20 protein-coding genes and 3 tRNA genes are annotated in these 21,860 nt (G+C 51.5%); 14 read left to right on the plus strand and 9 right to left on the minus strand.

What is annotated here, in order from left to right; translation table 11 throughout:
* Positions 1 to 13 precede the first annotated feature (13 nt).
* Positions 14 to 229 (minus strand): ribosome modulation factor, encoded by a 216-nt coding sequence (rmf, locus tag AC4FIC_RS03210; RefSeq protein ID WP_100257134.1) that lies wholly within the window; start codon positions 227 to 229, stop codon positions 14 to 16.
* Between the two features lie 284 nt (positions 230 to 513).
* Here rmf and rlmKL point away from each other — a divergent pair, with 284 nt between their 5' ends.
* Positions 514 to 2,664, plus strand: a complete 2,151-nt coding sequence (gene rlmKL / locus AC4FIC_RS03215; protein ID WP_100257133.1) for a bifunctional 23S rRNA (guanine(2069)-N(7))-methyltransferase RlmK/23S rRNA (guanine(2445)-N(2))-methyltransferase RlmL — start codon at positions 514 to 516, stop codon at positions 2,662 to 2,664.
* Between the two features lie 59 nt (positions 2,665 to 2,723).
* Here the strand turns inward: rlmKL and AC4FIC_RS03220 are convergent, their stop codons facing one another.
* From AC4FIC_RS03220 to trmA, 3 genes are all read right to left on the minus strand, one after another.
* Positions 2,724 to 2,972, minus strand: a complete 249-nt coding sequence (locus AC4FIC_RS03220; protein WP_100257132.1) for a cysteine-rich CWC family protein — start codon at positions 2,970 to 2,972, stop codon at positions 2,724 to 2,726.
* A 36-nt stretch (positions 2,973 to 3,008) separates the two neighbouring features.
* A complete protein-coding gene (locus AC4FIC_RS03225; protein ID WP_100257131.1) occupies positions 3,009 to 4,088 on the minus strand; it encodes a class I SAM-dependent methyltransferase in 1,080 nt (359 codons plus the stop codon).
* A gap of 123 nt (positions 4,089 to 4,211) precedes the next feature.
* On the minus strand, positions 4,212 to 5,300 hold the full coding sequence (gene trmA / locus AC4FIC_RS03230) for a tRNA (uridine(54)-C5)-methyltransferase TrmA (protein ID WP_100257130.1): 1,089 nt from the start codon (positions 5,298 to 5,300) through the stop codon (positions 4,212 to 4,214).
* 196 nt (positions 5,301 to 5,496) lie between these two features.
* Here trmA and AC4FIC_RS03235 point away from each other — a divergent pair, with 196 nt between their 5' ends.
* Positions 5,497 to 6,123, plus strand: a complete 627-nt coding sequence (locus AC4FIC_RS03235; RefSeq protein ID WP_193437328.1) for a MiaE family protein — start codon at positions 5,497 to 5,499, stop codon at positions 6,121 to 6,123.
* Here the strand turns inward: AC4FIC_RS03235 and AC4FIC_RS03240 are convergent.
* From AC4FIC_RS03240 to folD, 3 genes are read right to left on the minus strand one after another with little or no spacing between them, the layout of a single operon-like run.
* On the minus strand, positions 6,120 to 6,872 hold the full coding sequence (locus AC4FIC_RS03240) for a UDP-2,3-diacylglucosamine diphosphatase (protein ID WP_273284161.1): 753 nt from the start codon (positions 6,870 to 6,872) through the stop codon (positions 6,120 to 6,122). The two genes, AC4FIC_RS03235 and AC4FIC_RS03240, sit on opposite strands and share 4 nt — an antisense overlap.
* Positions 6,872 to 7,369: a peptidylprolyl isomerase gene (locus AC4FIC_RS03245; protein ID WP_273284163.1), complete on the minus strand. Its 498-nt coding sequence runs from the start codon at positions 7,367 to 7,369 to the stop codon at positions 6,872 to 6,874. The genes AC4FIC_RS03240 and AC4FIC_RS03245 overlap by 1 nt, the downstream gene beginning before the upstream one ends.
* Positions 7,370 to 7,383: 14 nt before the next feature.
* The gene (gene folD / locus AC4FIC_RS03250; protein WP_100257127.1) at positions 7,384 to 8,250 is read right to left on the minus strand and encodes a bifunctional methylenetetrahydrofolate dehydrogenase/methenyltetrahydrofolate cyclohydrolase FolD; all 867 of its coding nucleotides are present in this window, start codon (positions 8,248 to 8,250) and stop codon (positions 7,384 to 7,386) included.
* A gap of 212 nt (positions 8,251 to 8,462) precedes the next feature.
* Here folD and AC4FIC_RS03255 point away from each other — a divergent pair.
* The 11 genes from AC4FIC_RS03255 (at position 8,463) to AC4FIC_RS03305 (ending at position 18,142) form a co-directional block, all read left to right on the plus strand.
* A tRNA-Pro gene (locus tag AC4FIC_RS03255) sits at positions 8,463 to 8,539 on the plus strand.
* A gap of 34 nt (positions 8,540 to 8,573) precedes the next feature.
* Positions 8,574 to 8,650: transfer RNA gene (locus tag AC4FIC_RS03260), tRNA-Arg, on the plus strand.
* A 20-nt stretch (positions 8,651 to 8,670) separates the two neighbouring features.
* Positions 8,671 to 8,746, plus strand: a tRNA-His gene (locus tag AC4FIC_RS03265).
* Between the two features lie 152 nt (positions 8,747 to 8,898).
* Positions 8,899 to 10,212 (plus strand): trigger factor, encoded by a 1,314-nt coding sequence (tig, locus tag AC4FIC_RS03270; RefSeq protein ID WP_100257126.1) that lies wholly within the window; start codon positions 8,899 to 8,901, stop codon positions 10,210 to 10,212.
* A 113-nt stretch (positions 10,213 to 10,325) separates the two neighbouring features.
* A complete protein-coding gene (gene clpP / locus AC4FIC_RS03275; protein ID WP_100257125.1) occupies positions 10,326 to 10,958 on the plus strand; it encodes an ATP-dependent Clp endopeptidase proteolytic subunit ClpP in 633 nt (210 codons plus the stop codon).
* Positions 10,959 to 11,081: 123 nt separating this feature from the next.
* Positions 11,082 to 12,365 carry an ATP-dependent Clp protease ATP-binding subunit ClpX gene (gene clpX / locus AC4FIC_RS03280; protein ID WP_100257124.1) on the plus strand — a complete coding sequence of 428 codons (1,284 nt, stop codon included), beginning with the start codon at positions 11,082 to 11,084 and terminating at the stop codon, positions 12,363 to 12,365.
* Positions 12,366 to 12,465: 100 nt separating this feature from the next.
* Positions 12,466 to 14,889, plus strand: a complete 2,424-nt coding sequence (gene lon / locus AC4FIC_RS03285) for an endopeptidase La (protein ID WP_273284051.1) — start codon at positions 12,466 to 12,468, stop codon at positions 14,887 to 14,889.
* 159 nt (positions 14,890 to 15,048) lie between these two features.
* A complete protein-coding gene (locus AC4FIC_RS03290) occupies positions 15,049 to 15,321 on the plus strand; it encodes an HU family DNA-binding protein (protein WP_100257122.1) in 273 nt (90 codons plus the stop codon).
* Positions 15,322 to 15,433: 112 nt separating this feature from the next.
* A complete protein-coding gene (locus AC4FIC_RS03295; RefSeq protein ID WP_100257121.1) occupies positions 15,434 to 17,266 on the plus strand; it encodes a SurA N-terminal domain-containing protein in 1,833 nt (610 codons plus the stop codon).
* Between the two features lie 68 nt (positions 17,267 to 17,334).
* Positions 17,335 to 17,568, plus strand: coding sequence for a helix-turn-helix domain-containing protein (locus AC4FIC_RS03300; protein ID WP_100257120.1), 234 nt, complete (start codon positions 17,335 to 17,337; stop codon positions 17,566 to 17,568).
* A complete protein-coding gene (locus AC4FIC_RS03305; RefSeq protein WP_100257119.1) occupies positions 17,552 to 18,142 on the plus strand; it encodes a KdsC family phosphatase in 591 nt (196 codons plus the stop codon). Before AC4FIC_RS03300 ends, AC4FIC_RS03305 begins: the two co-directional genes overlap by 17 nt.
* A gap of 9 nt (positions 18,143 to 18,151) precedes the next feature.
* Here the strand turns inward: AC4FIC_RS03305 and kdsA are convergent, their stop codons facing one another.
* Complete coding sequence (kdsA, locus tag AC4FIC_RS03310; protein WP_100257118.1) at positions 18,152 to 18,997, minus strand: 3-deoxy-8-phosphooctulonate synthase; 846 nt, start codon at positions 18,995 to 18,997, stop codon at positions 18,152 to 18,154.
* Positions 18,998 to 19,061: 64 nt separating this feature from the next.
* Between kdsA and dinG the strand changes: the two genes are divergently transcribed.
* Positions 19,062 to 21,173 carry an ATP-dependent DNA helicase DinG gene (dinG, locus tag AC4FIC_RS03315; RefSeq protein WP_273284057.1) on the plus strand — a complete coding sequence of 704 codons (2,112 nt, stop codon included), beginning with the start codon at positions 19,062 to 19,064 and terminating at the stop codon, positions 21,171 to 21,173.
* A 21-nt stretch (positions 21,174 to 21,194) separates the two neighbouring features.
* Here dinG and AC4FIC_RS03320 read toward each other — a convergent pair.
* Positions 21,195 to 21,860 (minus strand): agmatine deiminase family protein (locus AC4FIC_RS03320; RefSeq protein WP_490359376.1); only part of this gene is annotated, 666 nt, incomplete at its 5' end.

Consider the following 21,860-nt stretch of genomic DNA (forward strand, 5'->3'; position numbering starts at 1 on the left):
AGCTTCGTTCTCTTTAATGATGAATGACAACTTCATTGACGCGATGGATACCGCTAACGCCGGTGTAGCCGTCCCAATGGTCGCTGCGTCCTTCACGCCAGCCGTTGATCCATTGTTGATGCTCCGGCCCTTCTTCTTTAGGGCATAACTCTTTAGATCTGCCTTCTACTCCGGCCATATATCCCTTTTGAAAAGCTCTTTCCATCATGTCTCTTTTTTGTCGTTTCATAGGTGTGCCTCGTACATTGTTGCTTCTAAAGTCTGGAACGCAAAGGAAACACGTTCCAAGTGAAAGCTAAAGATGTGCTACTGTTGTAACTAATTAAGGACGTACGTGTCGATGAACAATATAATCTAAACATCGATTTTTATATGAATAGTATATATAAGAAGAAATCGAATACTGGCACGCCCATTTAGCGGGCTGCTTAGGACGATTCCCGACCCTTACAAAAGCTTACATATACGAATAAACACTAATTAATATATTTTTTATAGAGAATCTGTCTAAAAATGACTAACACACAAACATTTCGATTCTGGGTCACTTGCCCACAGGGTGTAACCGGGCTACTCAGGCAAGAAATTGAAGGCATTTGCGCGGTTAAAACCGGGGATTGGCACAAGGGTGTAACCTTTGAGGGGCCCTTGATCGATGCCTATCGAGTGTGTTTATGGAGTCGTTTGGCCAACCGCGTCTTTCTCGCGCTGGATGAAACCAGTGATGTCTCCTTTGTGGCCCTAGAGCGCATGGTGACGTCGGTCGATTGGGATCAGCATGTCAGGCCAACGGGTTCTCTCAAGGTCAATTTTTCCGGCTATTTGCCAGAAATTCGCGATACCCGCTTCGGCGCGCAAAAGGTTAAGGACTGGGTGGTCGATCAGTTCCGTGCCCGACACGGCACCCGTCCAGATGTAGCTCAAGATCCAGATTTAACCATCTATGCTCAGGTCGCTAAAAAGAAAATGTTCCTCGGCATCGAGCTAACCGGTGATTCCTTGCATCGCCGTGGTTACCGCCAATCGACCGGGCCGGCCCCGATCAAAGAAAATCTCGCTGCGGCACTGCTGTGTGCCGCCGATTGGCCCGCCATGGCACGCGAGAAACAGTCCTTCTTAGATCTGATGTGCGGTTCCGGTACGCTGGTCATTGAGGCGGCGATGATTGCCGCCGACTACGCACCCGGTTTGGGCCGCGCACGTTTCGGCTTTGAAGGCTGGCTACAACATGCGCATGAGGATTGGCAGACGGTACAGCAGGATGCCCGCGCACGACGCTTGGTCGGTATTGAGCAGATGCCACCGATTCTGGGCTACGACAGCGATGCTGGCGTGATTGCGCAGGCCAATGAGACCCTAGAGAAATTGGGTCTGGCCGAACAGGTGCGTTGTTATTACAAAGACCTAGATGACTGGACTCTGCCAACCCATTGGCCGTTAAAGCCAGGCCTATGGTTGTCGAACCCACCCTATGGTGAGCGCTTGGGTGATAAGCCAACGCTGCTAAAGACCTACCGCCGTATCGGTGAGATCGCGCGCGGTGAGTTAGAGGGTTGGTCGATGGCTATGTTGACCTCAGAAGATATCCTCGCGCGTGAAATCGGCCTCCGGCCGACGCAGAAACGGACCTTTTACAACGGCGCTATTGAAACGACGCTGTATCGTTATCAGGCCACTCCAGCCGATCAACCACGTGAAAGCACGCTCTCCGCGGGAGCCTCAGAACAGGCTTTGGCCTTTAAAAATAGGGTTGAGAAAAACCTCAAGCAGCTTAAAAAATGGCGCGCTAAAGAGGGCATCGAAGCCTATCGTGTCTACGATGCCGATCTGCCCGACTTTGCCATTGCCGTCGACCATTATGGCGATTGGCTGCATGTGCAGGAATACGCCGCGCCCAAATCGGTACCGGAGCATAAGGCCCAGCAGCGCCTGTTAACGGCGGTCGATCTGTTATCTCAGATCTTCACCATTCCCGTCGCGCAAATCGCGGTGAAGCGCCGCGAGAAGCAGAAGGGCACCAAGCAGTACGAAAAGAATGCACCCTCGGGCCAATTCTTTGATGTCACCGAATACGGCGTCAAGTTGCGCGTCAATTTGCTCGACTATTTGGATACCGGCCTGTTTCTCGATCATCGCAATACCCGCCAGTGGGTGCAGAAAAATGCCCAAGGGCAACGCGTTCTGAACCTATTCTGCTATACCGGCAGTTTTTCGTCCCACGCCTTGCTGGGCGGGGCGATCAAGACGGTTAGCGTGGATTTGTCCAAGACCTATCTGAAGTGGGCGCGCGATAATCTTGAGATGAACGGCGGTAAAGAAGGGCCAAACCATCAGTTTGTGCACGCCGATTGTTTAACCTGGCTAAAGGATTGCAAGGATGCCTTTGATCTGATTATTCTCGATCCGCCAACCTTCAGTAACTCTGCGCGCATGACCGACACACTTGATGTTCAGCGCGATCATGAGTCGATGATCAATGATGCCATGCAGTTGCTCACCGCAGAAGGGGTGCTGGTGTTTTCCAACAACGCCAGGAAGTTTGTCCTTGCCGAGGAACTGAAGGCCCGTTTCCAAGTCAAGGATGTCACGCTGCGCTCGGTACCGAACGATTTCAAACGCGGCTTGCCGCACCAGTGCTTCGAAATCCGCCATCGCTTTGCCTAAGGCCAACCGGTGGTCAGCCTTAGGCGGTCGGTAGGAGTCGATGAAGCCCTGTGCTCGGGCTAAGCATCGCCTACCTCCGAGCCTGCATTAGACCAGAAAGCGGCAATACAGGTTGCGCAGATGCACACTCGGTTGCGCTGCGCAGTCGGCACCTGTGCGAGCAGGGTAGGCGGAATCTCTAGCGCCATACACCAGCAGTCGGCAGCCTTATCGGCGCTACTTCTATTAGTAGAAGCGGCGGAAGCGCACCGGTTATCCGCCAGACAGAGTGGGCAGATTAGCGCATTTTGCATCAAGTCGCCCTCCATGCTTATATCTTTATATCGCCGGCCGACACCCGCGCCCTATTTAATACACTGAATAATATTGAACCGGGCGTTATTGGAGCGCAGCTTGACCGCCTGAAAATGGCGTTTGCAGGCGGTGCGATAATCCAAATGGCGGTTGGCAACCAACCACAGCTGTCCACCCTCAGTTAGGTGTTGGCCGGCATCACGGATCATCTTGACGGCGATGTTTTCAGTTAGGGTCGTGCTCTGATGAAAGGGCGGATTGCAGATAATTAGTTCAAATTGCTCATCGTGAGCCAACTGGTTCAGGCCATTACTGTGCCGATAACTGAGTTTCTCGGTCCAACCGTTTGCCGCCAGGCTGAGTTGCGCCGACGCCAAGCCCTGTTGACTGTCATCTACCAAGCACAGTTCGAGCTCCGGCTGCCGCTGCAGCAGGGCAACTGCCAAAAGTCCATTGCCACAGCCCAGATCCAGCGCCTTGTTGACCTGAGGCATTAGGTTAAAAAAGCCAATAAAGGTGCGCGCCCCGGGATCAATGGTATTTTCCGCATAACAGCCGGGCAGGTTGGTGAATTCGGCCGATAGCTCGGGTACCTGATATTGGCTGTTGCCAACCGATTGGGCCGATGTGATCGGTTTCTGCAGACGAATTACCCGAGCTTTTTTCTCCGCTCGACCGGGTTCAACCTCGGCAAAGAGCTGTTCCATGACCTTTATGTGACCCTTGCCAACATGTTTGACCATGCCCAGAACATAAAACTGGGTCTCAGCCGAGCTGGCCGCAATAAGCTGCTCCAATTGCCATTGAAACAATTTAATTGATTTGGGAATGTGGATGATCACCGTTTGATAGGTGGCCACCGTGGCCAGCTGATCGATTATCTGGGGCAATCGAACGGCATTCTTGCTGCAGTTCAGCTGCAGTGCTTCTTGGGCCATGGCCGAGTCGTGCCACCAGTCCAGATCGCTTTCGTGCAGCGCCACGGCAAGGGCGGCAAAGTCGTCGTTGACGACCACTATTTTGCCGGCGGTACTGGTATTAAGGCGCTCCAAGAGCAGTTCATCGGCGGCGTTCCACGCCTGCAATTGACTGTCTTGTGGAATCCGAACCAAGCGAAAGGCTGAAAACATCTGTTACTCCAAATTTGAGGGGCGGCGGCCGGGGGTCAGGCCGCGGTTATAACGGTTAGATTGTACGCTAAAAGGGTGTCATATTCAGATCTATGCCTGAGTGGCGCATGTCCTGGCGCTGGCTTAACAACGCTCTAAGATGACCCCGGCTTCCATATGATGGGTGTAGGGAAATTGATCGAATAGGGCGCAGGCGGTCATCCTATAGTCACCTTGCAAGGCGGCTATATTGGCGACCATTGATTCTGGGTTACACGACACATAGACGATGCGTCGAAAGCGCTGAATAAGGCTGATGGTGTCCTCATCCAAACCCGCTCGAGGCGGGTCAACCAACACGGTATCAAAGTCATAGGAGGCCATGTCAAACTCATTAAAGCGCCGACTGGGTTCATTTTTAACCCAGGCTTTGGACAGGTCTTCACTGGCCATACGCGCGATCTTTAGGTTGTCACGTCGATTCAGGCTGATATTTTCTTGGGCGCTCTTAACCGCGGTGCGTGAAATCTCTGTGCCAAGGGCCAAGCGAAAGTTGTGCGACAGGGGAATGGAGAAATTACCATTGCCGCAATACATCTCCATCAGGTCGCCCTGTTGCGAACCCAGTGTTTGTGCGACGGCCCAGCTGACCATCTGTTCACAGACGCCGGCATTGGGCTGAGTAAAGCTGCTCTCATACTGGTGAAAATCGTAGCTCTGGCCGGCGATACTGAGCTGTTCGGTGACAAAGTCTCGGCTTAACACATGCCGTTGCTTGCGTGCCCGACCGATCACCGGGAAGCCCCACACACTCTGCCAATGGTTGCCACGTTCGAGCCAGTCCTCGGCCAATTGCCGATGATATATCAGAGTTATGAGTGCATCGCCGGACTGGGTCGTGAGAAAGTTCACCTGGAATAGCTTATGGCGCAGTTCCGGATCGCTCATCACACCTGCCATAACCTCATCCATTAACCGGTTCAATAACTTTGAGGCCACCGGAAACTCGGTCACCTCGAGCGGTACGGTCGGGTTTTTGGGGTCGAACATGGCGTAATAAGAGCGTGCACCATCATGCCAAATGCGAAACTCCGCACGCATCCGGTAATGGCTCGGTTGCGAAGCGCAAACGCTTAGCGCTGGTCGCGTCCAGTCGGCTAATAGTTCGGTTAGGATGGCTTCTTTGGCGGCCAATTGGCTTTGGTATTGATCAGGAGCAAACGGAAACGGCATTAAACAACTCAAGTCTAGGTGAAAACGCAAATTGTATGAATATTTGCCGTGATATCCACTTTTAGCGGTAAATAGGTCAAATTAATCAACAAACGTAGCATTTTTTTGACCAGTTCTTATAATTCGCGCCCATTAAGGTCCTTTATTAGCACGGGGTGCCTCACAGCAAGAACCAACAAAATAGAAGGGTGGTGCAATGGAACCGGCGGTTATAGACGATCTGTTAGTTGAGATTCGGAGCTTTTTAACCTGTGAAACACCTCAGGAGTGGCTTGATATGGCGGTGACTCAGCTGCCAACCTTGCTGATTGATCACGCCAACTGTGAAAAAAAGGCGGCCTCAACCGCCATGTCACTGATGTTTAAATATATCGACCGACCCGAGTTGTTGGCGAAGATGAGTAAGTTGGCGCGTGAGGAGTTGGTGCACTTTGATCAGGTGCATAAAATAATGCTGTTGCGTGGCATTGACTACATCGAGGTATCGGCTTCACGCTATGCGGCCGGGCTGTTTAAATTGGCGAATCGGCAAGAGCCTTATTTGCTGGTCGATAAATGTATTATCGGTGCTATCGTCGAAGCTCGCTCCTGTGAGCGTTTCGCCCGATTGATACCCTTTTTAGACGATGATTTGGCCAAGTTCTATTTTTCGCTCTTGCGCAGTGAATGTCGGCACTATGGTGACTATCTGGGTTTGGCCCAGCAATACAGCGTCGAGCCGATTACTCCTCGCGTCGAACTCTTCCTCGCGGCCGAACAAGAACTGATTACCCGTCCCGATAATGAATTTCGTTTTCACAGTGGCCCGCCACTAGCGGCTTAAAATACCGGTTGGGCTATCGCGAACTGGTGTAACGAGTGCCCCGTTGCGTTTAACTGGGCATACCAGCCAAGATGATGCCAATCGCCCAATACCAAGCGGGTATGCATAGCCTTGTCGTGCTCATAAGTGTGGATGTCGGCCCGATGGGTGTGACCGTGAATCATCAGTTGGCAGCCCAGGCGAGCGAAAGCCGCCGCAATGGTTTGCTCGTTAACATCGATATAGACCGGGTTGGTCTGAAAGCGGAATTTGGATCGTGCCCGCAAGCGTTCTGCCAGCCGGACCCGGTATTTTTTCGGTAAGCCGAGTAGGGCGGAGAGCACGAGAGGATGGCGAATCACTGCGCGGAAGCGCTGGTAACTCACATCGTCGCTGCAATATTGATCACCATGAGTCACGACGACCTGCCGATTGGCTATCTTGAAGTGACTTTCATCTGCGAGCACAGTCATCTGACAACGGCTGGCATAGCGCTTGCCAAGTGCAAAATCTCGATTCCCCGCGACAAAAAAGATCTGTATTTGCGCGCTATTGGCAATATGGGCTAGCGCGATGGCGACTTGGTTGGCTAGATCGCTGGTTGCATCATCACCGACCCAATATTCAAAAAAGTCTCCGAGTATAAAGAGTGCCTCGGTTGATTCTGGAATCCAGCGTAAAAAGTCAAAAAAAGCCCGAACGACGTCCGGGCGATCTTCGGTCAAATGGATGTCCGAGATGAACAGCGCATTCTCAAAAGACTGGATCATTAATCGACCATTGTGGCGGATTCGATGATTACATCGTCGGTCGGCACGTCTTGATGGCCGGCCTTAGAGGTTGTGGGCACCGCTTTGATGCGGTCAACCACCTCGGTGCCGTCAATGACTTCACCAAATACGGCATAACCCCAACCATCTGCAGTTTCAGACTTAAAATCGAGAAAGCTGTTATCGGCGACATTGATAAAAAACTGACCGGTTGCTGAGTGCGGATCCATGGTGCGGGCCATAGCCAAGCTATATTTAGTGTTTTTGACACCATTGTTGGCTTCATTTTTAATCGCCGCACCGCTGGCGCGTTGGGTCATGCCCGGCTCAAAGCCGCCACCCTGAACCATAAAGCCATTGATCACCCGGTGAAAGATCAGACCGTTGAAATAACCATCTTCCACGTATTGCTGAAAATTCGCCGCCGATTTAGGGGCTTTGTCAAAATCCAGTTGAATCTTGATATCGCCCATAGAGGTCTTAAGTAAAACGTTCATCGTCTATCCTTTTATTAATTGGTAATGCCAAGATGCAATTGTTTTGCAGCAATTAGGGTGTTTTCCATTAGGGTGGCCACTGTCATTGGGCCGACACCACCGGGAACCGGCGTTATCCAGCCGGCACGATCGTAGGCGGCCTCAAATTCGACATCGCCGACAATCTGGTTGTGTTCATTGCGGTTGATGCCAACATCGATAACGATAGCACCAGGTTTGATCCATTCGCCTTTTACCAGGCCAGGTTTGCCGGCCGCAACAACGACTATATCGGCGTCGCGGACATGTTTTTCCAGATTCTGGGTGAAGCGATGGGTCGTAGTCACCGTCGCACCGGCCAAGAGCAGTTCCAGGGACATGGGCCTTCCAACGTGATTGGATGCGCCGACCACAACCGCCTCCTTGCCGCGCACGGCTTCGCCGGTACTCTGTAACAGCGCCATAATACCTTTCGGAGTGCAGCTCTCGAGCAGAGGTCGGCGCTGCGCCAAGCGACCGATATTGAATGGATGAAAGCCATCAACATCCTTATCGACCTTTATCCGTTCAACGATGGTATCGGCGTTAATGTGCTCGGGTAACGGCATCTGCACCAGGATACCGTCTATAGAGGCGTCCTCATTTAGGGTGTCGATCAGATCAAGGATTTCCTTTTCCCGCGCTGTTGTGGGGAATTCATAGGTTTTTGACTTAAAGCCAACGTCGTTACAGGCCTTCATCTTACTGCCAACGTATTTTTGCGAGGCAAAATCAGACCCCACTAATATAACCGCCAAGCCCGGCGGGCGGTGGCCTTGGCTAGTTAAAGCCTTTACTTCGAGGGATATCTTAGCAACCAGCTCGGCCGCAATGGCCTTGCCATCAATTATTTTCGCAGTCACTCAATCACCTTGTCGGCTAGGGTTAGAAGTCAATCCGCTATTTTCTCACGCGACTGACCAGACGGCAACCCGCTTGTGCGTCATTCCTGAGGCGCGTTTTGTGTACGCAAAATAGGCTACCGCGTTGTTTTTTAAGATTTTTTTTAAATAACGTTTGACGCAAGGTGAGTCCATCATTAATATGCGCCCCACGTTGACGGACACGGATCGATCGGAGCATAGCGCAGCTTGGTAGCGCATCTGGTTTGGGACCAGAGGGTCGGGGGTTCGAATCCCTCTGCTCCGACCAAAATCGATAGGTGAACGGCAGAACGGGCTGGAATGCGCTCGTAGCTCAACCGGATAGAGCACTCCCCTTCTAAGGGAGTGGTTGCAGGTTCGAGTCCTGCCGGGCGCACCAAAACACAACGTACAGATATGGTGGGCGTAGCTCAGTTGGTAGAGCCCCGGATTGTGATTCCGGTGGTCGTGGGTTCGAGCCCCATCGTCCACCCCAATATTTGAAAAGGCCGTTTATACGGCCTTTTTTTTTGCCTAAATCGGTTAAAAACTAAATTAACGGTACTTTAGGCCTTGATTATGGGCTGCTGCCTCCTTAGAGTAACAGCCCAAATTTTTTCCGTATTTTTATAATTAAGAGGAAGCCTCATGCAAGTTTCTGTCGAGACAACCGCTGGTCTTGAACGCCGCATGACTGTCGGCGTACCAGCAAATGAAATTGATAATGCTGTTAGTCAAAAATTAAAGGACACCGCCCGACGAGTTAAGATCGACGGCTTTCGTCCCGGCAAGGTTCCTATGTCTGTCGTCAAGCAACGTTTTGGCGAAGGTATTCGCGCTGAAGTTCTTGAAGATGTTGTGCGTAACCACTACGTCCAAGCGATCTCCGCTGAAAAAATCATTCCAGCCGGCGCACCGCGCATCGAGTTCACCAAAGACATCACGGGCCAGGACGTAGAGTTTACTGCGACCTTTGAAGTCTTTCCGGATGTCACCTTGGCCAGTTTTGACGGCATTGAACTTGAGAAAATGACTGCCACTGTTACCGATGCTGATATCGATACGATGCTCGAAAATCTGCAAAAGCAGCGCGCCAACTTTGTGGCCGTGGATCGGGTCGCTCAGTTGACCGATCGGGTTAAGATTGACTTTGCCGGCAAGATTGACGGCGAACTGTTCGACGGCGGCAGCGCTGAAGGGCAGTCGGTCACCCTAGGTTCTGGCCAGATGATTCCAGGATTCGAATCGGGCATCGAAGGCATGGCTGTTGGCAGCGAGAAGGCTATCGACGTAACCTTTCCAGAAGATTACGGCAACAAAGAATTGGCCGGTAAGCTCGCTGTTTTTGACATTAAGGTGTTGGAAGTTGCTGAAGCTGAATTGCCTGAGTTGAACGCCGAGTTTTTTACCGCCTTTGGCGCAGAAGGCAAGGACGTAGAGACCTTTAAGGTTGAAGTCCGCCAGAACATGGAGCGTGAGGCCCGTACCGCGTTAGATGGACAGCTGAAAAACGCCGTTATCGACCAACTGGTTGCGGCCAATGAATTTGATGTCCCGAAAGCATTGGTGCAAGAAGAGATTCAACGTCTGAAGCAGCAAGCCGTAAAGCAGTTCGGCGAGCAATCCCAGATAGATCCTAGTGCCTTGCCGGACGATTTGTTCAGCGAACAGGCTGCTCGACGGGTCAAAATCGGCCTGATTATGAATGAAGTGGTAACGTCTGCCGAGATTAAGGCTGATGAAGCCGCGGTTAAGAGCTATATCGCAGACCAAGCGTCGGTATATCAGGATCCGCAACAGGTTATTGATTATTATAGTAATAATGCTGAAATGTTAGATCAAGTTAAGGCCGTAGTGGTTGAAAACGCCGCAGTTGACCATATCTTATCAAAATGTAAAATTGTTGACACGGCTGTCAGCTATGAAGAAGCCATTAAATCAAAGACCGCAGCGCAGGGTTAAGCACCACTAACCCGCAGCAAGGCAATTGGTTTAAACGACTACAATAAAAGTTGGCTCTTCATTTTGGAAGCCAGCTTTTTTTTGTTTCATTACTTTTAAGTAGGAGTCTTTATATGTCATCAGATCGCCAACCGGGTTTCGCCAGCGAGATAGTCAATGCAGGTGGCTTGGTTCCAATGGTCATAGAGCAGACCTCCCGAGGCGAGCGCTCATTCGACATATATTCCCGATTATTGAAGGAAAATGTCATCTTTTTGATCGGCCCGATCGAGGATTACACAGCCAATCTGGTCGTAGCTCAATTGCTGTTTCTAGAAAGCGAAAATCCAGATAAGGATATTCACCTCTATATCAATTCACCCGGGGGCTCGGTCACCGCGGGCATGGCCATATACGACACCATGCAGTTTATTAAGCCTGATGTAAGTACCATGTGTATCGGTCAAGCCGCCAGTATGGGCGCGTTGCTGTTAGCGGGCGGCGCTAAAGACAAACGTTATTGTCTGCCCAATTCCCGTATGATGATTCACCAACCACTTGGTGGATATCAGGGCCAAGCGACCGATATTGAGATTCATGCGCGAGAAATACTCTCAATGAAACAGCGTTTGAATGAAATTATGGCCTATCATACCGGTAGACCATTCGATGAAGTCGAAAAGGATACCGATCGAGATAATTTCCTCACCGCGGAACAAGCCGTGGAATATGGATTGATCGATAAGGTCATTGCGACTCGCTCTTAGTTAAGATATGTCGCAGCCTGCCCGTGATTTCCGCACAAAAAACAGGAATTGACGGGTACAGGGCTTGCCTTTTGGGCTAGTCGGTTGCATCTTTGTTAGATAGAAAGGTATTGGAGTATTTACATGGCTGACGATAAAACCAGAAAGGGCGATGACGGCAAACTGCTCTATTGTTCTTTCTGTGGGAAGAGCCAGCATGAAGTCAGAAAGCTGATTGCCGGCCCGTCGGTATTTGTCTGTGACGAATGTGTCGATCTATGTAACGACATAATTCGCGAAGAGTTACAGGAAATTGCCCCTAAGAGTGACAGTGCCAAGTTACCAGTGCCCGCTGAAATACGCGAAACACTGGACGAATATGTTATTGGCCAAGAACGCGCCAAGATGGTGTTGTCGGTCGCGGTATACAATCATTACAAGCGTTTGCAGTATGCTGAAACGAATAGCGATGTTGAGCTGAGCAAGTCCAATATCTTGCTTATCGGCCCGACGGGAAGCGGTAAAACTCTGCTCGCCGAAACGATGGCGCGGCTATTAAACGTCCCCTTCACCATCGCCGACGCAACGACGCTAACCGAGGCCGGTTATGTCGGGGAAGATGTCGAAAACATCATTCAAAAGCTGCTGCAGAAGTGTGATTATGATGTCGAAAAGGCCCAACGTGGCATAGTCTATATTGATGAAATCGACAAAATCTCACGTAAATCAGACAACCCATCGATCACACGTGATGTCTCCGGCGAGGGTGTGCAGCAAGCCCTACTCAAACTGATCGAGGGCACGGTAGCCTCCGTGCCGCCGCAGGGCGGCCGCAAGCATCCGCAGCAGGAGTTTTTACAGGTCGATACCGCCAACATCCTCTTTATTTGTGGCGGCGCTTTTTCGGGTCTGGAGAAGGTTATTCAGCATCGAACTGAAAAGGGCGGTATCGGCTTTAATGCCGAGGTGATCAAAAAAGACGAGCGTCTGATCGGTTCCATCATTTCCGAGGTTGAACCTGAGGACTTGGTTAAATATGGCCTAATACCTGAATTTATTGGCCGCTTGCCGGTCGTTGCAACGTTAAGAGAGCTCGACGAGGAGGCCTTGATGCAAATCTTGACACAACCGAAGAACTCCTTGGTGAAGCAGTATCAAAAGCTGTTTGATATGGAATCGGTTGAGCTCGACATCCGCGAAAGCGCCCTCAAAGCGATCGCTCAAAAGGCGATGCAGCGCAACACCGGGGCACGGGGGTTGCGCTCGATCTTGGAAAATGTGTTGCTCGATACCATGTATCGAGTGCCATCAGAGGCTAATGTCACTAAGGTGGTGATTGATGAGTCGGTGATTAACGGCGAGTCTGAGCCCTTATTAATTTACCAAAGCACCGAGTCTCAACGGGTCGCAAGCGGTAACGCAGACTGAATAAGCGGGCTTCGGCCCGCTTTTTTTTTGCTAAGCTATTGATATCCTTCAATTTGCCGCCATAGTTGATGAAAGTGTTTTTTATTATTCTGAGGTTTACATGGCGCATCCGGACCTAACCGAAAGTCTGTCGTTGGACTTACCCCTGTTACCATTAAGAGATGTTGTGGTCTATCCACACATGGTTATCCCATTATTTGTCGGTCGCCCAAAGTCTATTGCGGCGCTGCAACATGCGATGGATCACGACAAGAAAATCTTGCTTGTGGCGCAGAAGAACGCCAAAGACGATGAACCCAATCACCAAGATCTCTATCAAGTCGGCACCCTGGCAACTGTCCTTCAGCTGCTCAGGTTGCCAGATGGTACGGTCAAGGTATTGGTTGAGGGGATCGACCGTGTCGCTTTGGAGGAAATTGTCGAGCAAGAAGATTTCCTAACCGGCAAAGCCATTGTCCTAAACAGCAATGTTTTGACAGAGCGCGAGCAGGAGTCGTTGGTGCGCATTCTAATGGCGCAATTCGACAAATATGTTCAGCTTAGCAAAAAAGTGCCATCGGAGGTTATTACCTCTTTGAACAGCATCGAAAACCCTGGGCGCTTAGCCGATACCATTGCATCGCACCTCTCACTAAAGGTTGATGAGAAACAAAAGGTTCTTGAAGTAGCGGGGGAGCGAGATCGAATTGAACATCTGCTGACGCTGCTGGAGTCCGAGATAGATCTGTTGGAAGTTGAAAAACGCATCCGTGGACGCGTAAAAAAACAGATGGAGAAATCGCAGCGCGAGTATTATCTCAATGAACAGATCAAGGCCATCCAGAAAGAACTGGGTGATCTCGACGAAAATAATGCCACCGAGGTCGAAGACCTGGCGCGTCGGATCGGCGAAGCCGGCATGCCGAAAGACGCTAAAGACAAAGCATTGGCAGAGTTAAATAAACTCAAGATGATGTCGCCGATGTCAGCGGAAGCCTCGGTGGTGCGTAATTACCTCGATTGGATGCTCGGCGTCCCGTGGGCCAAACGATCGCGTGTTCGCCACGATCTGGCCAAGGCTAAAGCGGTACTGGAAGCCGATCACTACGGTCTCGATGAGGTCAAGGCCCGGATCTTGGAATATCTTGCCGTTCAACAGCGCGTCAAGAAAGTCAAAGGGCCGGTACTGTGCCTGGTTGGGCCGCCAGGGGTGGGTAAGACCTCTCTGGGGCAATCCATTGCCAATGCCACCAATCGCTCGTTTGTGCGCATGGCACTGGGTGGTGTGCGCGATGAGTCGGAAATCCGCGGCCATCGGCGAACCTATATTGGTTCAATGCCGGGTAAGGTGGTGCAAAAGCTCAGCAAAGCTGGGGTTCGTAATCCGCTGTTCTTGCTCGATGAAATTGACAAGATGGGTATGGATCACCGCGGTGATCCAGCCTCGGCCTTACTCGAGGTCTTGGATCCGGAACAAAACCATACCTTCAACGACCATTATCTTGAGGTAGACTTCGACTTATCCGACGTAATGTTTGTTTGCACCTCCAACAGCATGAATATACCGGTACCGTTGCTTGATCGAATGGAAGTCATTCGAATCCCGGGCTATACCGAAGACGAAAAATTAAATATTGCACAGCGCTACCTCACGCCGAAGCAGGTTTCTGCCAATGGCTTGAAAAAAGACGAGGTACTCTTTTCAGATAGCGCTATTATTTCGCTGATTCGGCATTATACTCGAGAGGCCGGCGTACGTGGCTTAGAACGAGAAATAGCCAAAATATGCCGAAAAGTGGTTATGGCTAATGTGTTGGGTGACAGCAAAACATTGACCACCATTGATAATACCAATATTGAACTGTATTCTGGGGCTGAGAAGTTCAAGTACGGCATTGCCGACAAGGAAAATCAGGTCGGCATGGTCACAGGACTCGCTTGGACGTCCGTGGGCGGGGAACTGCTCAATCTGGAAGCCACGTGTGTGGACGGCAAGGGCGTAGTGTTACGCACCGGCTCGCTCGGCGATGTAATGAAAGAGTCGATACAAGCGGCCATGACCGTAGTGCGCAGTAGGGCGCAAAAATTGGGTATAGTACCTAATTTTCACGAGACTAAAGATATCCATATACATGTTCCAGAAGGCGCAACGCCAAAAGATGGACCTTCTGCTGGCGTTGGGATGTGTACCGCATTAGTATCGGTACTTACTAAGATTCCAGTACGGGCAGACGTTGCCATGACTGGCGAGATTGCGCTACGCGGACAGGTTCTGCCAATTGGCGGACTTAAGGAAAAATTACTAGCCGCTCATCGTGGTGGTATAAAAATAGTGATTATTCCGCGCGAAAATATCGGTGATCTAAAAGAGATACCTGATAATATAAAAAATGAAATAGACATTCGTCCGGTCTCTTGGATCGACGAGGTATTAGAAATAGCCTTAGAAACTGTTCCTAAACCCTTGTCCGATGAAGAGGTCGCTGCGGCAATTTCGAAGCAGAAATCAAAAAACAGCACCGAAAGCAGCATTAGTACGCACTAAGCAGCTTGACAGGGGTTTTTTGAGACTGGTATAAGTTGTCTCCGGAATGATAAAAAAGCTACGAAGAATTAATTAACAAGGTGCTGGGTGGTCTGCTGATACTTAATTAGCTTTTCAACAGTAATCTTATATCTATAAAACTAAGTGAAGGGGAATAGTGTGAATAAATCTGAATTGATTGATGCGGTTGCGGCTGCGGCTGACTTATCAAAAGCGGCCGCAGGTCGAGCATTGGATGCAATGGTCGATTCCGTGACGGGCGCTTTGAAAGACGGCGACCAAGTCGTATTAGTGGGTTTTGGTACCTTCTCTGTTAAAGATCGCGCCGCTCGTACAGGCCGCAATCCTCAAACAGGTGCACCCATTGAAATCAAGGCCGCTCGTGTACCGAGTTTCAAAGCCGGTAAAGCTTTGAAAGACGCGGTAAACTGAGTCAGTCAGGCGGATTAACATCCGTCGCTCCAGATGTTTTGGATAGTAGCGTGTCAATTGATGCGCTTTTTTTTTATTTAATAAGAGCTTATAAAGCGGGGTTGAAAATTCAATGCTCCAGGCCTTTCGAAATTCAGCAAAGGGTAAGGTAGGTAAAACCATCGTTGGTTTGATCGTTATTACCTTCGTATTCTTTGGCGCCGAATCCATAATTTCAATTGCCGGCAACTCGGCACCGGCAACGGTTAATGGTGACGACATCTCCGAGAATGATTACCAGCGATTGCTAAACAGCCGTCAACAAGAGTTGACCAGTCAGTATGGCGCGGAAATCGGTTCTCAACTGGCAAACTCACCATTCCTACGCCAAGAAGTTCTGAACATCCTCATTAATCAAAAATTGCAGGCGCAGTTAACTCAGGACCTAAAATTCGAAGTATCGGATGACCAGGTTTTGAAAACCTTAACCGAAGTGCCTGCCTTTCAATTGAATGGCAAATTCGATCAAGACATGTATCTGAACCTGCTGTCGGCCAATGGCTTTAATCACAAGTCCTTTATAGCGTCCCAACGGGCACAGGCCGCGTTAACGCAGATGCAATCGGGTTTGGTGAACAGCGCTTTTGTCAATGAAAAGTCTGTTGCTCGCTATGCCTCCTTGGATGCACAGCAGCGAAAAGTAGCCTATCGAACCCTGTCTGCGGCCGATTATCTGGCCTCAGTAGCGCCCAGTACTGACGACCTGCAAGCCTATTATGACGAAAATCAGGATCAGTTTCTCAGTGAGGAGCGGGTCAAGGTCAAGGTCGTGCGTGTTGCTATGGCAGATATGATCGCCGATGCATTGGTCACTGACGACGAAATCGACAGCGCCTACCAGTCCTACCTGGCAGCATTGGCAAGTAATGAGCAACGCACCGTTTCGCATATCCTGTTTGCCGATGGCGCCGACAATGCTGCCGAAGCTCAAAGTGCATTGGCGCGACTGGCTGCGGGTGAAGCCTTTGCCGATCTTGCCACCGAGTTGTCTGATGATCCGGGCAGTGCCGAATTTGGTGGTTCATTGGGTGAGCTCATTCCAGATGTCTATGTCGCGGAGTTTTATAACGCGGCGATGGAATTGACTCAGGAAGGCGATGTATCTGACTTGGTCACTACTGAATATGGTGTTCACCTGATTCAGCTGGATTCCTTATCCACGGCCCAGGCCGCTTCATTGGCCGATCAGACTGCCGAGTTAACGGCAGTATTGAAAGAGCGTAAAGCACGGGATGAAATGATCCTAGTGGCCGCCGATTTGGCTGACGATGCCTTTGCCTCCGATGATATTGCCGATGTGGCGCTTAACTTTCAGACCGACGTGATCGAAACCGACTGGCTAACACGCAGCTCGGACGATGAGCTGATGGCCGAAGATGGTTTTGCCGCCGCGGTGTTCTCGCCCACAGTGGTCGATGACGGCATGATCAGTTCTGTTGTTAAAACCGCTGCCGGCGACCTGATTGTGGTCCAGAAATTGGATTATCAAGGCGAAGCCGTTAAGCCTTTTGTTGAGGTTGAGACCGATATCCGGACCTTGGTAGCCGATCGTATGGCGACTGAACTGATGTCAGCCGCATTGGCCGATATATTAGCCAGCACAGTTGCTTTAGATGATAATTGGACCGACCCGGAGCTTATCGATCGCAACGCGACCGGCCTGCCTGACAACGTGGTTGAGAAAGCCTTTACCTTGCCAGCACCGGTTAATGGTCTCAGTGTAGCAACATTGGAAGATGGTGATCTGGCCTATGTTATCGCCGTCACCGAGGTGGTCGATACATCTCCAAGCGAGACTCAACAGCTGGCCGCAAAGAAGTTCGCTACAACCTTTGCCGGCAGTGCTCAGTACCAGGTTTTGTTTAACCAGGTGCGTGAAGCCGCCGATATTAGCATCCGTCCTTAGTTTGATCGGAGCTTGATGGGTTTATGATAGGCTGCTTCGGCAGCCTTTTTATTTTGGGTAGGGCAGGCATGACAGTTCAGGTTGAAAAATTGGCCGCTTTGCTGGCTGAAAACGCGCTCAGCGTGGAAGAATTTGCCAACTGTATGGGTATCTCGGTGAAACAGGCCGGATCCCTGTGCAAGGGGACCCGCGTGATCTCGACGAGCTTCGCCAGACAGATAGAACAAACCTTCAGCAAGCCCGATCGCTGGCTTGATAATGATCTTCCGGATGGCGGACCCCACTATGACCTCTTCGGATAACGCTACCGGCGCGCGCGATGCACTCAACCTCCGACTAAAGGCCATCAAGTTGGTGGTCTTCGATGTCGACGGGGTGTTGACCGACGGCCGACTTTATTACTCAGCACAAGGCGAGGCTTTAAAGGTCTTTAATGTTAAAGATGGGGTGGGTATTAAACTCCTGCACGACTGTCAGGTGCAGGTTGCAATCATGACGGCGAAAGACTCGCCCATGGTGGCTCAGCGGATGGCCGATCTGGGCATCAAACACTACTTTGCCGGCGTGAAGGATAAGCGCTTTCAGCTCGATGCCTTGGCGACGCAAGAGGCTTTGGCCCCGGCGCAACTGTGCTTTGTCGGAGACGATATGGTCGATTTGCCAGCCATGTCTCTGGCTGGCGTGGGTATCTGCCCGGCGGATGCCTACAGCCTGGTCCGCCAGGCCGCCGATCTGGTCACGCCGATGGATGGTGGGCAGGGTGTGGCGCGCTTTGTTTGTGACCTGATTCTGATGGCCCAGGGGAAATATGATCACGCCTATGCACAGTCCATGACGCCCCAGTTCGAGAAAAACCGCACCGGAACGCCACAATAGAGCACCCGCTTAGCCAGTGATCAGGTCAGGTTGTGACTTAACCAGCTCGTCGAGCGCCTTCATCTGCTCGAGAAACGGACGCAGTAAGGCGAGGGGCAGGGCAGAGGGTCCGTCACAGCGTGCCTGACTTGGGTCCGGATGGGCTTCAAGGAAGAGCCCGGCGATCTTCTGCGAGATACCGGCGCGCGCTAAATCGGTTACCTGGCCGCGTCGACCGTCGGCTGAGTCACTGCGACCGCCCGGTTTTTGCAACGAGTGGGTCACATCAAAGATCAACGGAAAGCCGGTTTCCTTCATAATGCCAAAGCCAAGCATATCGACAACTAGGTTGTTGTAACCAAAACAGCTACCCCGCTCACAGAGAATCAATCGATCGTTACCCGCTTCCTGAAATTTCGTTAAAATATGGGCCATCTCATGGGGCGCCAAGAATTGAGCCTTCTTGATATTGATCACGGCCTGGGTTTTGGCCATGGCCATTACCAGATCGGTTTGGCGCGATAAGAAAGCTGGCAATTGAATCACGTCGGCAACCTCGGCCACCGGTGCGGCCTGGAAGGGCTCGTGAATATCGGTGATAATCGGTACTCTGAAGGTGTCCTTAATATCCTGTAATATCCGCAAACCCTCTTCCAGACCCGGGCCTCGATAGCTGTTTACCGAGCTACGGTTGGCCTTATCGAAGCTGGCCTTAAAGACATAGGGTATATTCAACGCCTCGGTCACCGTGACATAGGCTTCGGCCGCTTGCATCGCCAGATCGCGACTTTCTAGGACATTGATGCCCCCAAACAGGGTAAAGGGTTGATCGTTGCCACATTGGACCTGACCGATTGATACGACGCGTTGGTGCATTGGTGTTTCCTCAAATATCGAAAGTAGGCTATTGTAGCGATCTTATCCTGTAAACCAAATTCTAATGTTATCCGATTCAGTCAAAACCACCATACAAACAGCCTATTCCCAATACCTCACCAGCAAAGCGCTTACCGCGCGTGTCGGTCAACGCAGTATGTTGGCACAGGTGGCGCGTACCTTGGGAGGTCTGGAATGCGATGCCGAGGGCCATAGGCTGGGCGATGCCGCCATTGCAGTGATTGAGGCCGGCACCGGGACCGGCAAAACCGTTGGTTATGTGCTCAGCGCGATACCGGTGGCGATGGCCAAGGAAAAAAAATTGGTCATCTCGACCGCGACGGTTGCGCTGCAAGAACAGGTCGTGACCAAGGATATCCCCGACATCCTGAAGCATACCAATCTAGAGTTTAAGGCGGTCTTAGCCAAGGGCCGGGGCCGGTATCTCTGTACCCATAAACTGGAACAGCTGATTCAATTTTACAGCGGCACGGTGGTCGCTATGTCTCTGTTTGAGGAGACCATGGCCGCCGATGAAGCCACCTTGCTGCAATACAATGAGCTAATGGGCACCTTTGGGTCCGGACAGTGGAGCGGCGACCGCGACCAGTGGCCCGATAAATTACCCGACTCGACCTGGTTCACCGTGACCTCAACGCATCGGGAATGCCTCAATCGGCGCTGTCCGCACTATCAGAACTGTCCGTTCTTCGAGGCCCGTAAGGCATTGGAAGACGCCGATGTGATTATCGCCAATCACGACTTGGTGATGGCCGATCTGGCCTTGGGCGGCGGGGCGATCTTGCCGGCCCCGGAAGACACCATCTATATCTTCGATGAGGGTCACCATCTGCCGGATAAGGCCCTGATGCATTTTGCCAATCAGCTGACGGTCAAGTTTATGCTCAATCAGCTCGAGAGCTGGCGCAAGCAGGTACCCAAGGTGCGCCTGGAACTGGCCTATGGGGATCACTCCGAGCGTTTAATGGACGATCTATCCGATGGGCTGATTCAATGTCACCAGCATCTGGCCATGGCCTGGACAACGTTGCAACCCTGGTTTGAACGCTTGAATTCCGACGATCGCACCCTGACCTTGATGCAACCGGAACAACGCGAGCCCCTGAATGAAATTCTAATTCCTCTCCAGTCGCCCTTTGTGGCGCTTTACACGACCCTGGCTGCGATTGAAGAGAGTATCCGTAAGCGCTTGTCTGGCACCACCGATGTCGACGAAAAGGACCGCCTACAATTGGCACTGCCGGTTATTGGCCGTTGGTTGTCGCGCATTGAACCGGCACGCGATCTGATCGCCAGTTGGCTGCGCCCCGATCCAGAGCAATATCCACCCACCGCGCGCTGGCTCGATCGCATCGACACACCGGAAAATCAGGATCTGGTGCTCAACACCAGTCCGGTGTCGGCCAACCAGGTGTTGCGCGCTTTCCTCTGGAATCGTTGCGCTGGGGCCATCGTGACATCGGCGACCTTGACCATCGAAGGTAAATTCGATCGCTTTATGAATCAAGCCGGCCTGGGGCCTTCGGCGGACTTGTTACGCCTAGACAGTCCTTTCGATTACCCCAACAGGGTAGTGGTTAAGATCCCAGAATTTGCCGTCGATGGCGGCAAACGCGAAATCCACACCCAATCCATTGTCGAACTGGTAAATACCCTGTTGCCCAAGGAAACCGGGAATCTGGTGCTGTTTTCATCGCGCGCTCAGATGCAGGAGGTCTATTCGCTGTTGGGGCCGGATTGGCGTGAACTGATTACCCTGCAGGACGATTTACCGAAAACGGCGCTCTTGGCCCACCATCGGGAACGCTTGGAGCGCGGCGGCGGCTCGACACTCTTTGGTTTGGCCAGTCTGTCGGAGGGTGTTGATCTGCCGGGTAACTATCTGACCCACTTGGTGATTGCCAAAATCCCTTTTGGCGTACCGGATGATCCCATTAATTCGACCCTGTCCGGTTGGCTCGAACAAAAGGGGCTAAACCCCTTTAGCCTGGTGACCTTGCCATCGGCAACGATCCGACTAGTACAGGCTTGTGGGCGGCTGATTCGGCATGAAACCGACAGTGGCACCATCTGGTTTATGGATCGGCGCATCGTGGAGCGGCGCTATGGCCGCAGCATTATTAAATCACTGCCCAATTTTCGCTGGGAATACTAACGCGGCCGGGCAGGCCGCGGGTCAGCCCATGGTGCCGGGCAGGCTCTCGAAGCGGCCTTTGAAATTGACCGACCCCTCGATGAGCTGCATGGTGATGCAGTGCAGCGAACCGTGCTCCTCGATCAGTGGCAGGGCATTGATCCCCCTAATAAAATGATTCGGAAAGGCCCGTTGCACTAGCTCTATAGCCAATATATCCATCGGGTCATCATAGGTCGGTACCAGAACCAGCTTATTGGTGATCAAAAAGTTAGCGTAGGTGGCCGGCAGTCGGTGCCCATCAGCGGCAAACTTGGCCGACGGCCAAGGCAATTCAATCAGGTCATAGGCCACACCATCGTTGGTGCGAAAAGCCGCCAACTCAGCTTTCATCTGAACCAGGCTGGCATAATGGCTGTCCAACGGATCGGTACAACCCTGATAAATTATCGTTGAGACGGATGCAAAGCGGGCCAGGGTGTCGATATGGGCATCGGTGTCGTCGCCCTCTAACGCACCGGATTCCAGCCAAAGCATTCTGTTTGCGCCTAGGCAGCTTGCCATGCGCTCTTCGACCTGAGCCCTAGATACCTTGCCGTTTCGATTGGTGTTCAATAGACAGGCACTGGTGGTCAACAGGGTGCCTTGGCCGTCGGATTCCAAACTACCGCCTTCAAGCACCCAGTCAATCGATGTGGTGGCCACCAC

Source organism: Reinekea sp. (genome assembly GCF_982785585.1).

Excerpts from the sequence above, each read along its gene's own strand:
- dinG (WP_273284057.1), top strand. The coding sequence starts at position 19,062 with ATGTTATCCGATTCAGTCAAAACCACCATACAAACAGCCTATTCCCAA.
- tig (WP_100257126.1), top strand. The coding sequence starts at position 8,899 with ATGCAAGTTTCTGTCGAGACAACCGCTGGTCTTGAACGCCGCATGACT.
- AC4FIC_RS03245 (WP_273284163.1), bottom strand. The coding sequence starts at position 7,369 with ATGAACGTTTTACTTAAGACCTCTATGGGCGATATCAAGATTCAACTG.
- clpP (WP_100257125.1), top strand. The coding sequence starts at position 10,326 with ATGTCATCAGATCGCCAACCGGGTTTCGCCAGCGAGATAGTCAATGCA.
- rmf (WP_100257134.1), bottom strand. The coding sequence starts at position 229 with ATGAAACGACAAAAAAGAGACATGATGGAAAGAGCTTTTCAAAAGGGA.
- AC4FIC_RS03305 (WP_100257119.1), top strand. The coding sequence starts at position 17,552 with ATGACCTCTTCGGATAACGCTACCGGCGCGCGCGATGCACTCAACCTC.
- kdsA (WP_100257118.1), bottom strand. The coding sequence starts at position 18,997 with ATGCACCAACGCGTCGTATCAATCGGTCAGGTCCAATGTGGCAACGAT.
- rlmKL (WP_100257133.1), top strand. The coding sequence starts at position 514 with ATGACTAACACACAAACATTTCGATTCTGGGTCACTTGCCCACAGGGT.
- AC4FIC_RS03240 (WP_273284161.1), bottom strand. The coding sequence starts at position 6,872 with ATGATCCAGTCTTTTGAGAATGCGCTGTTCATCTCGGACATCCATTTG.
- AC4FIC_RS03295 (WP_100257121.1), top strand. The coding sequence starts at position 15,434 with ATGCTCCAGGCCTTTCGAAATTCAGCAAAGGGTAAGGTAGGTAAAACC.
- AC4FIC_RS03220 (WP_100257132.1), bottom strand. The coding sequence starts at position 2,972 with ATGGAGGGCGACTTGATGCAAAATGCGCTAATCTGCCCACTCTGTCTG.
- AC4FIC_RS03300 (WP_100257120.1), top strand. The coding sequence starts at position 17,335 with ATGACAGTTCAGGTTGAAAAATTGGCCGCTTTGCTGGCTGAAAACGCG.
- AC4FIC_RS03225 (WP_100257131.1), bottom strand. The coding sequence starts at position 4,088 with ATGTTTTCAGCCTTTCGCTTGGTTCGGATTCCACAAGACAGTCAATTG.
- clpX (WP_100257124.1), top strand. The coding sequence starts at position 11,082 with ATGGCTGACGATAAAACCAGAAAGGGCGATGACGGCAAACTGCTCTAT.
- lon (WP_273284051.1), top strand. The coding sequence starts at position 12,466 with ATGGCGCATCCGGACCTAACCGAAAGTCTGTCGTTGGACTTACCCCTG.
- AC4FIC_RS03235 (WP_193437328.1), top strand. The coding sequence starts at position 5,497 with ATGGAACCGGCGGTTATAGACGATCTGTTAGTTGAGATTCGGAGCTTT.
- trmA (WP_100257130.1), bottom strand. The coding sequence starts at position 5,300 with ATGCCGTTTCCGTTTGCTCCTGATCAATACCAAAGCCAATTGGCCGCC.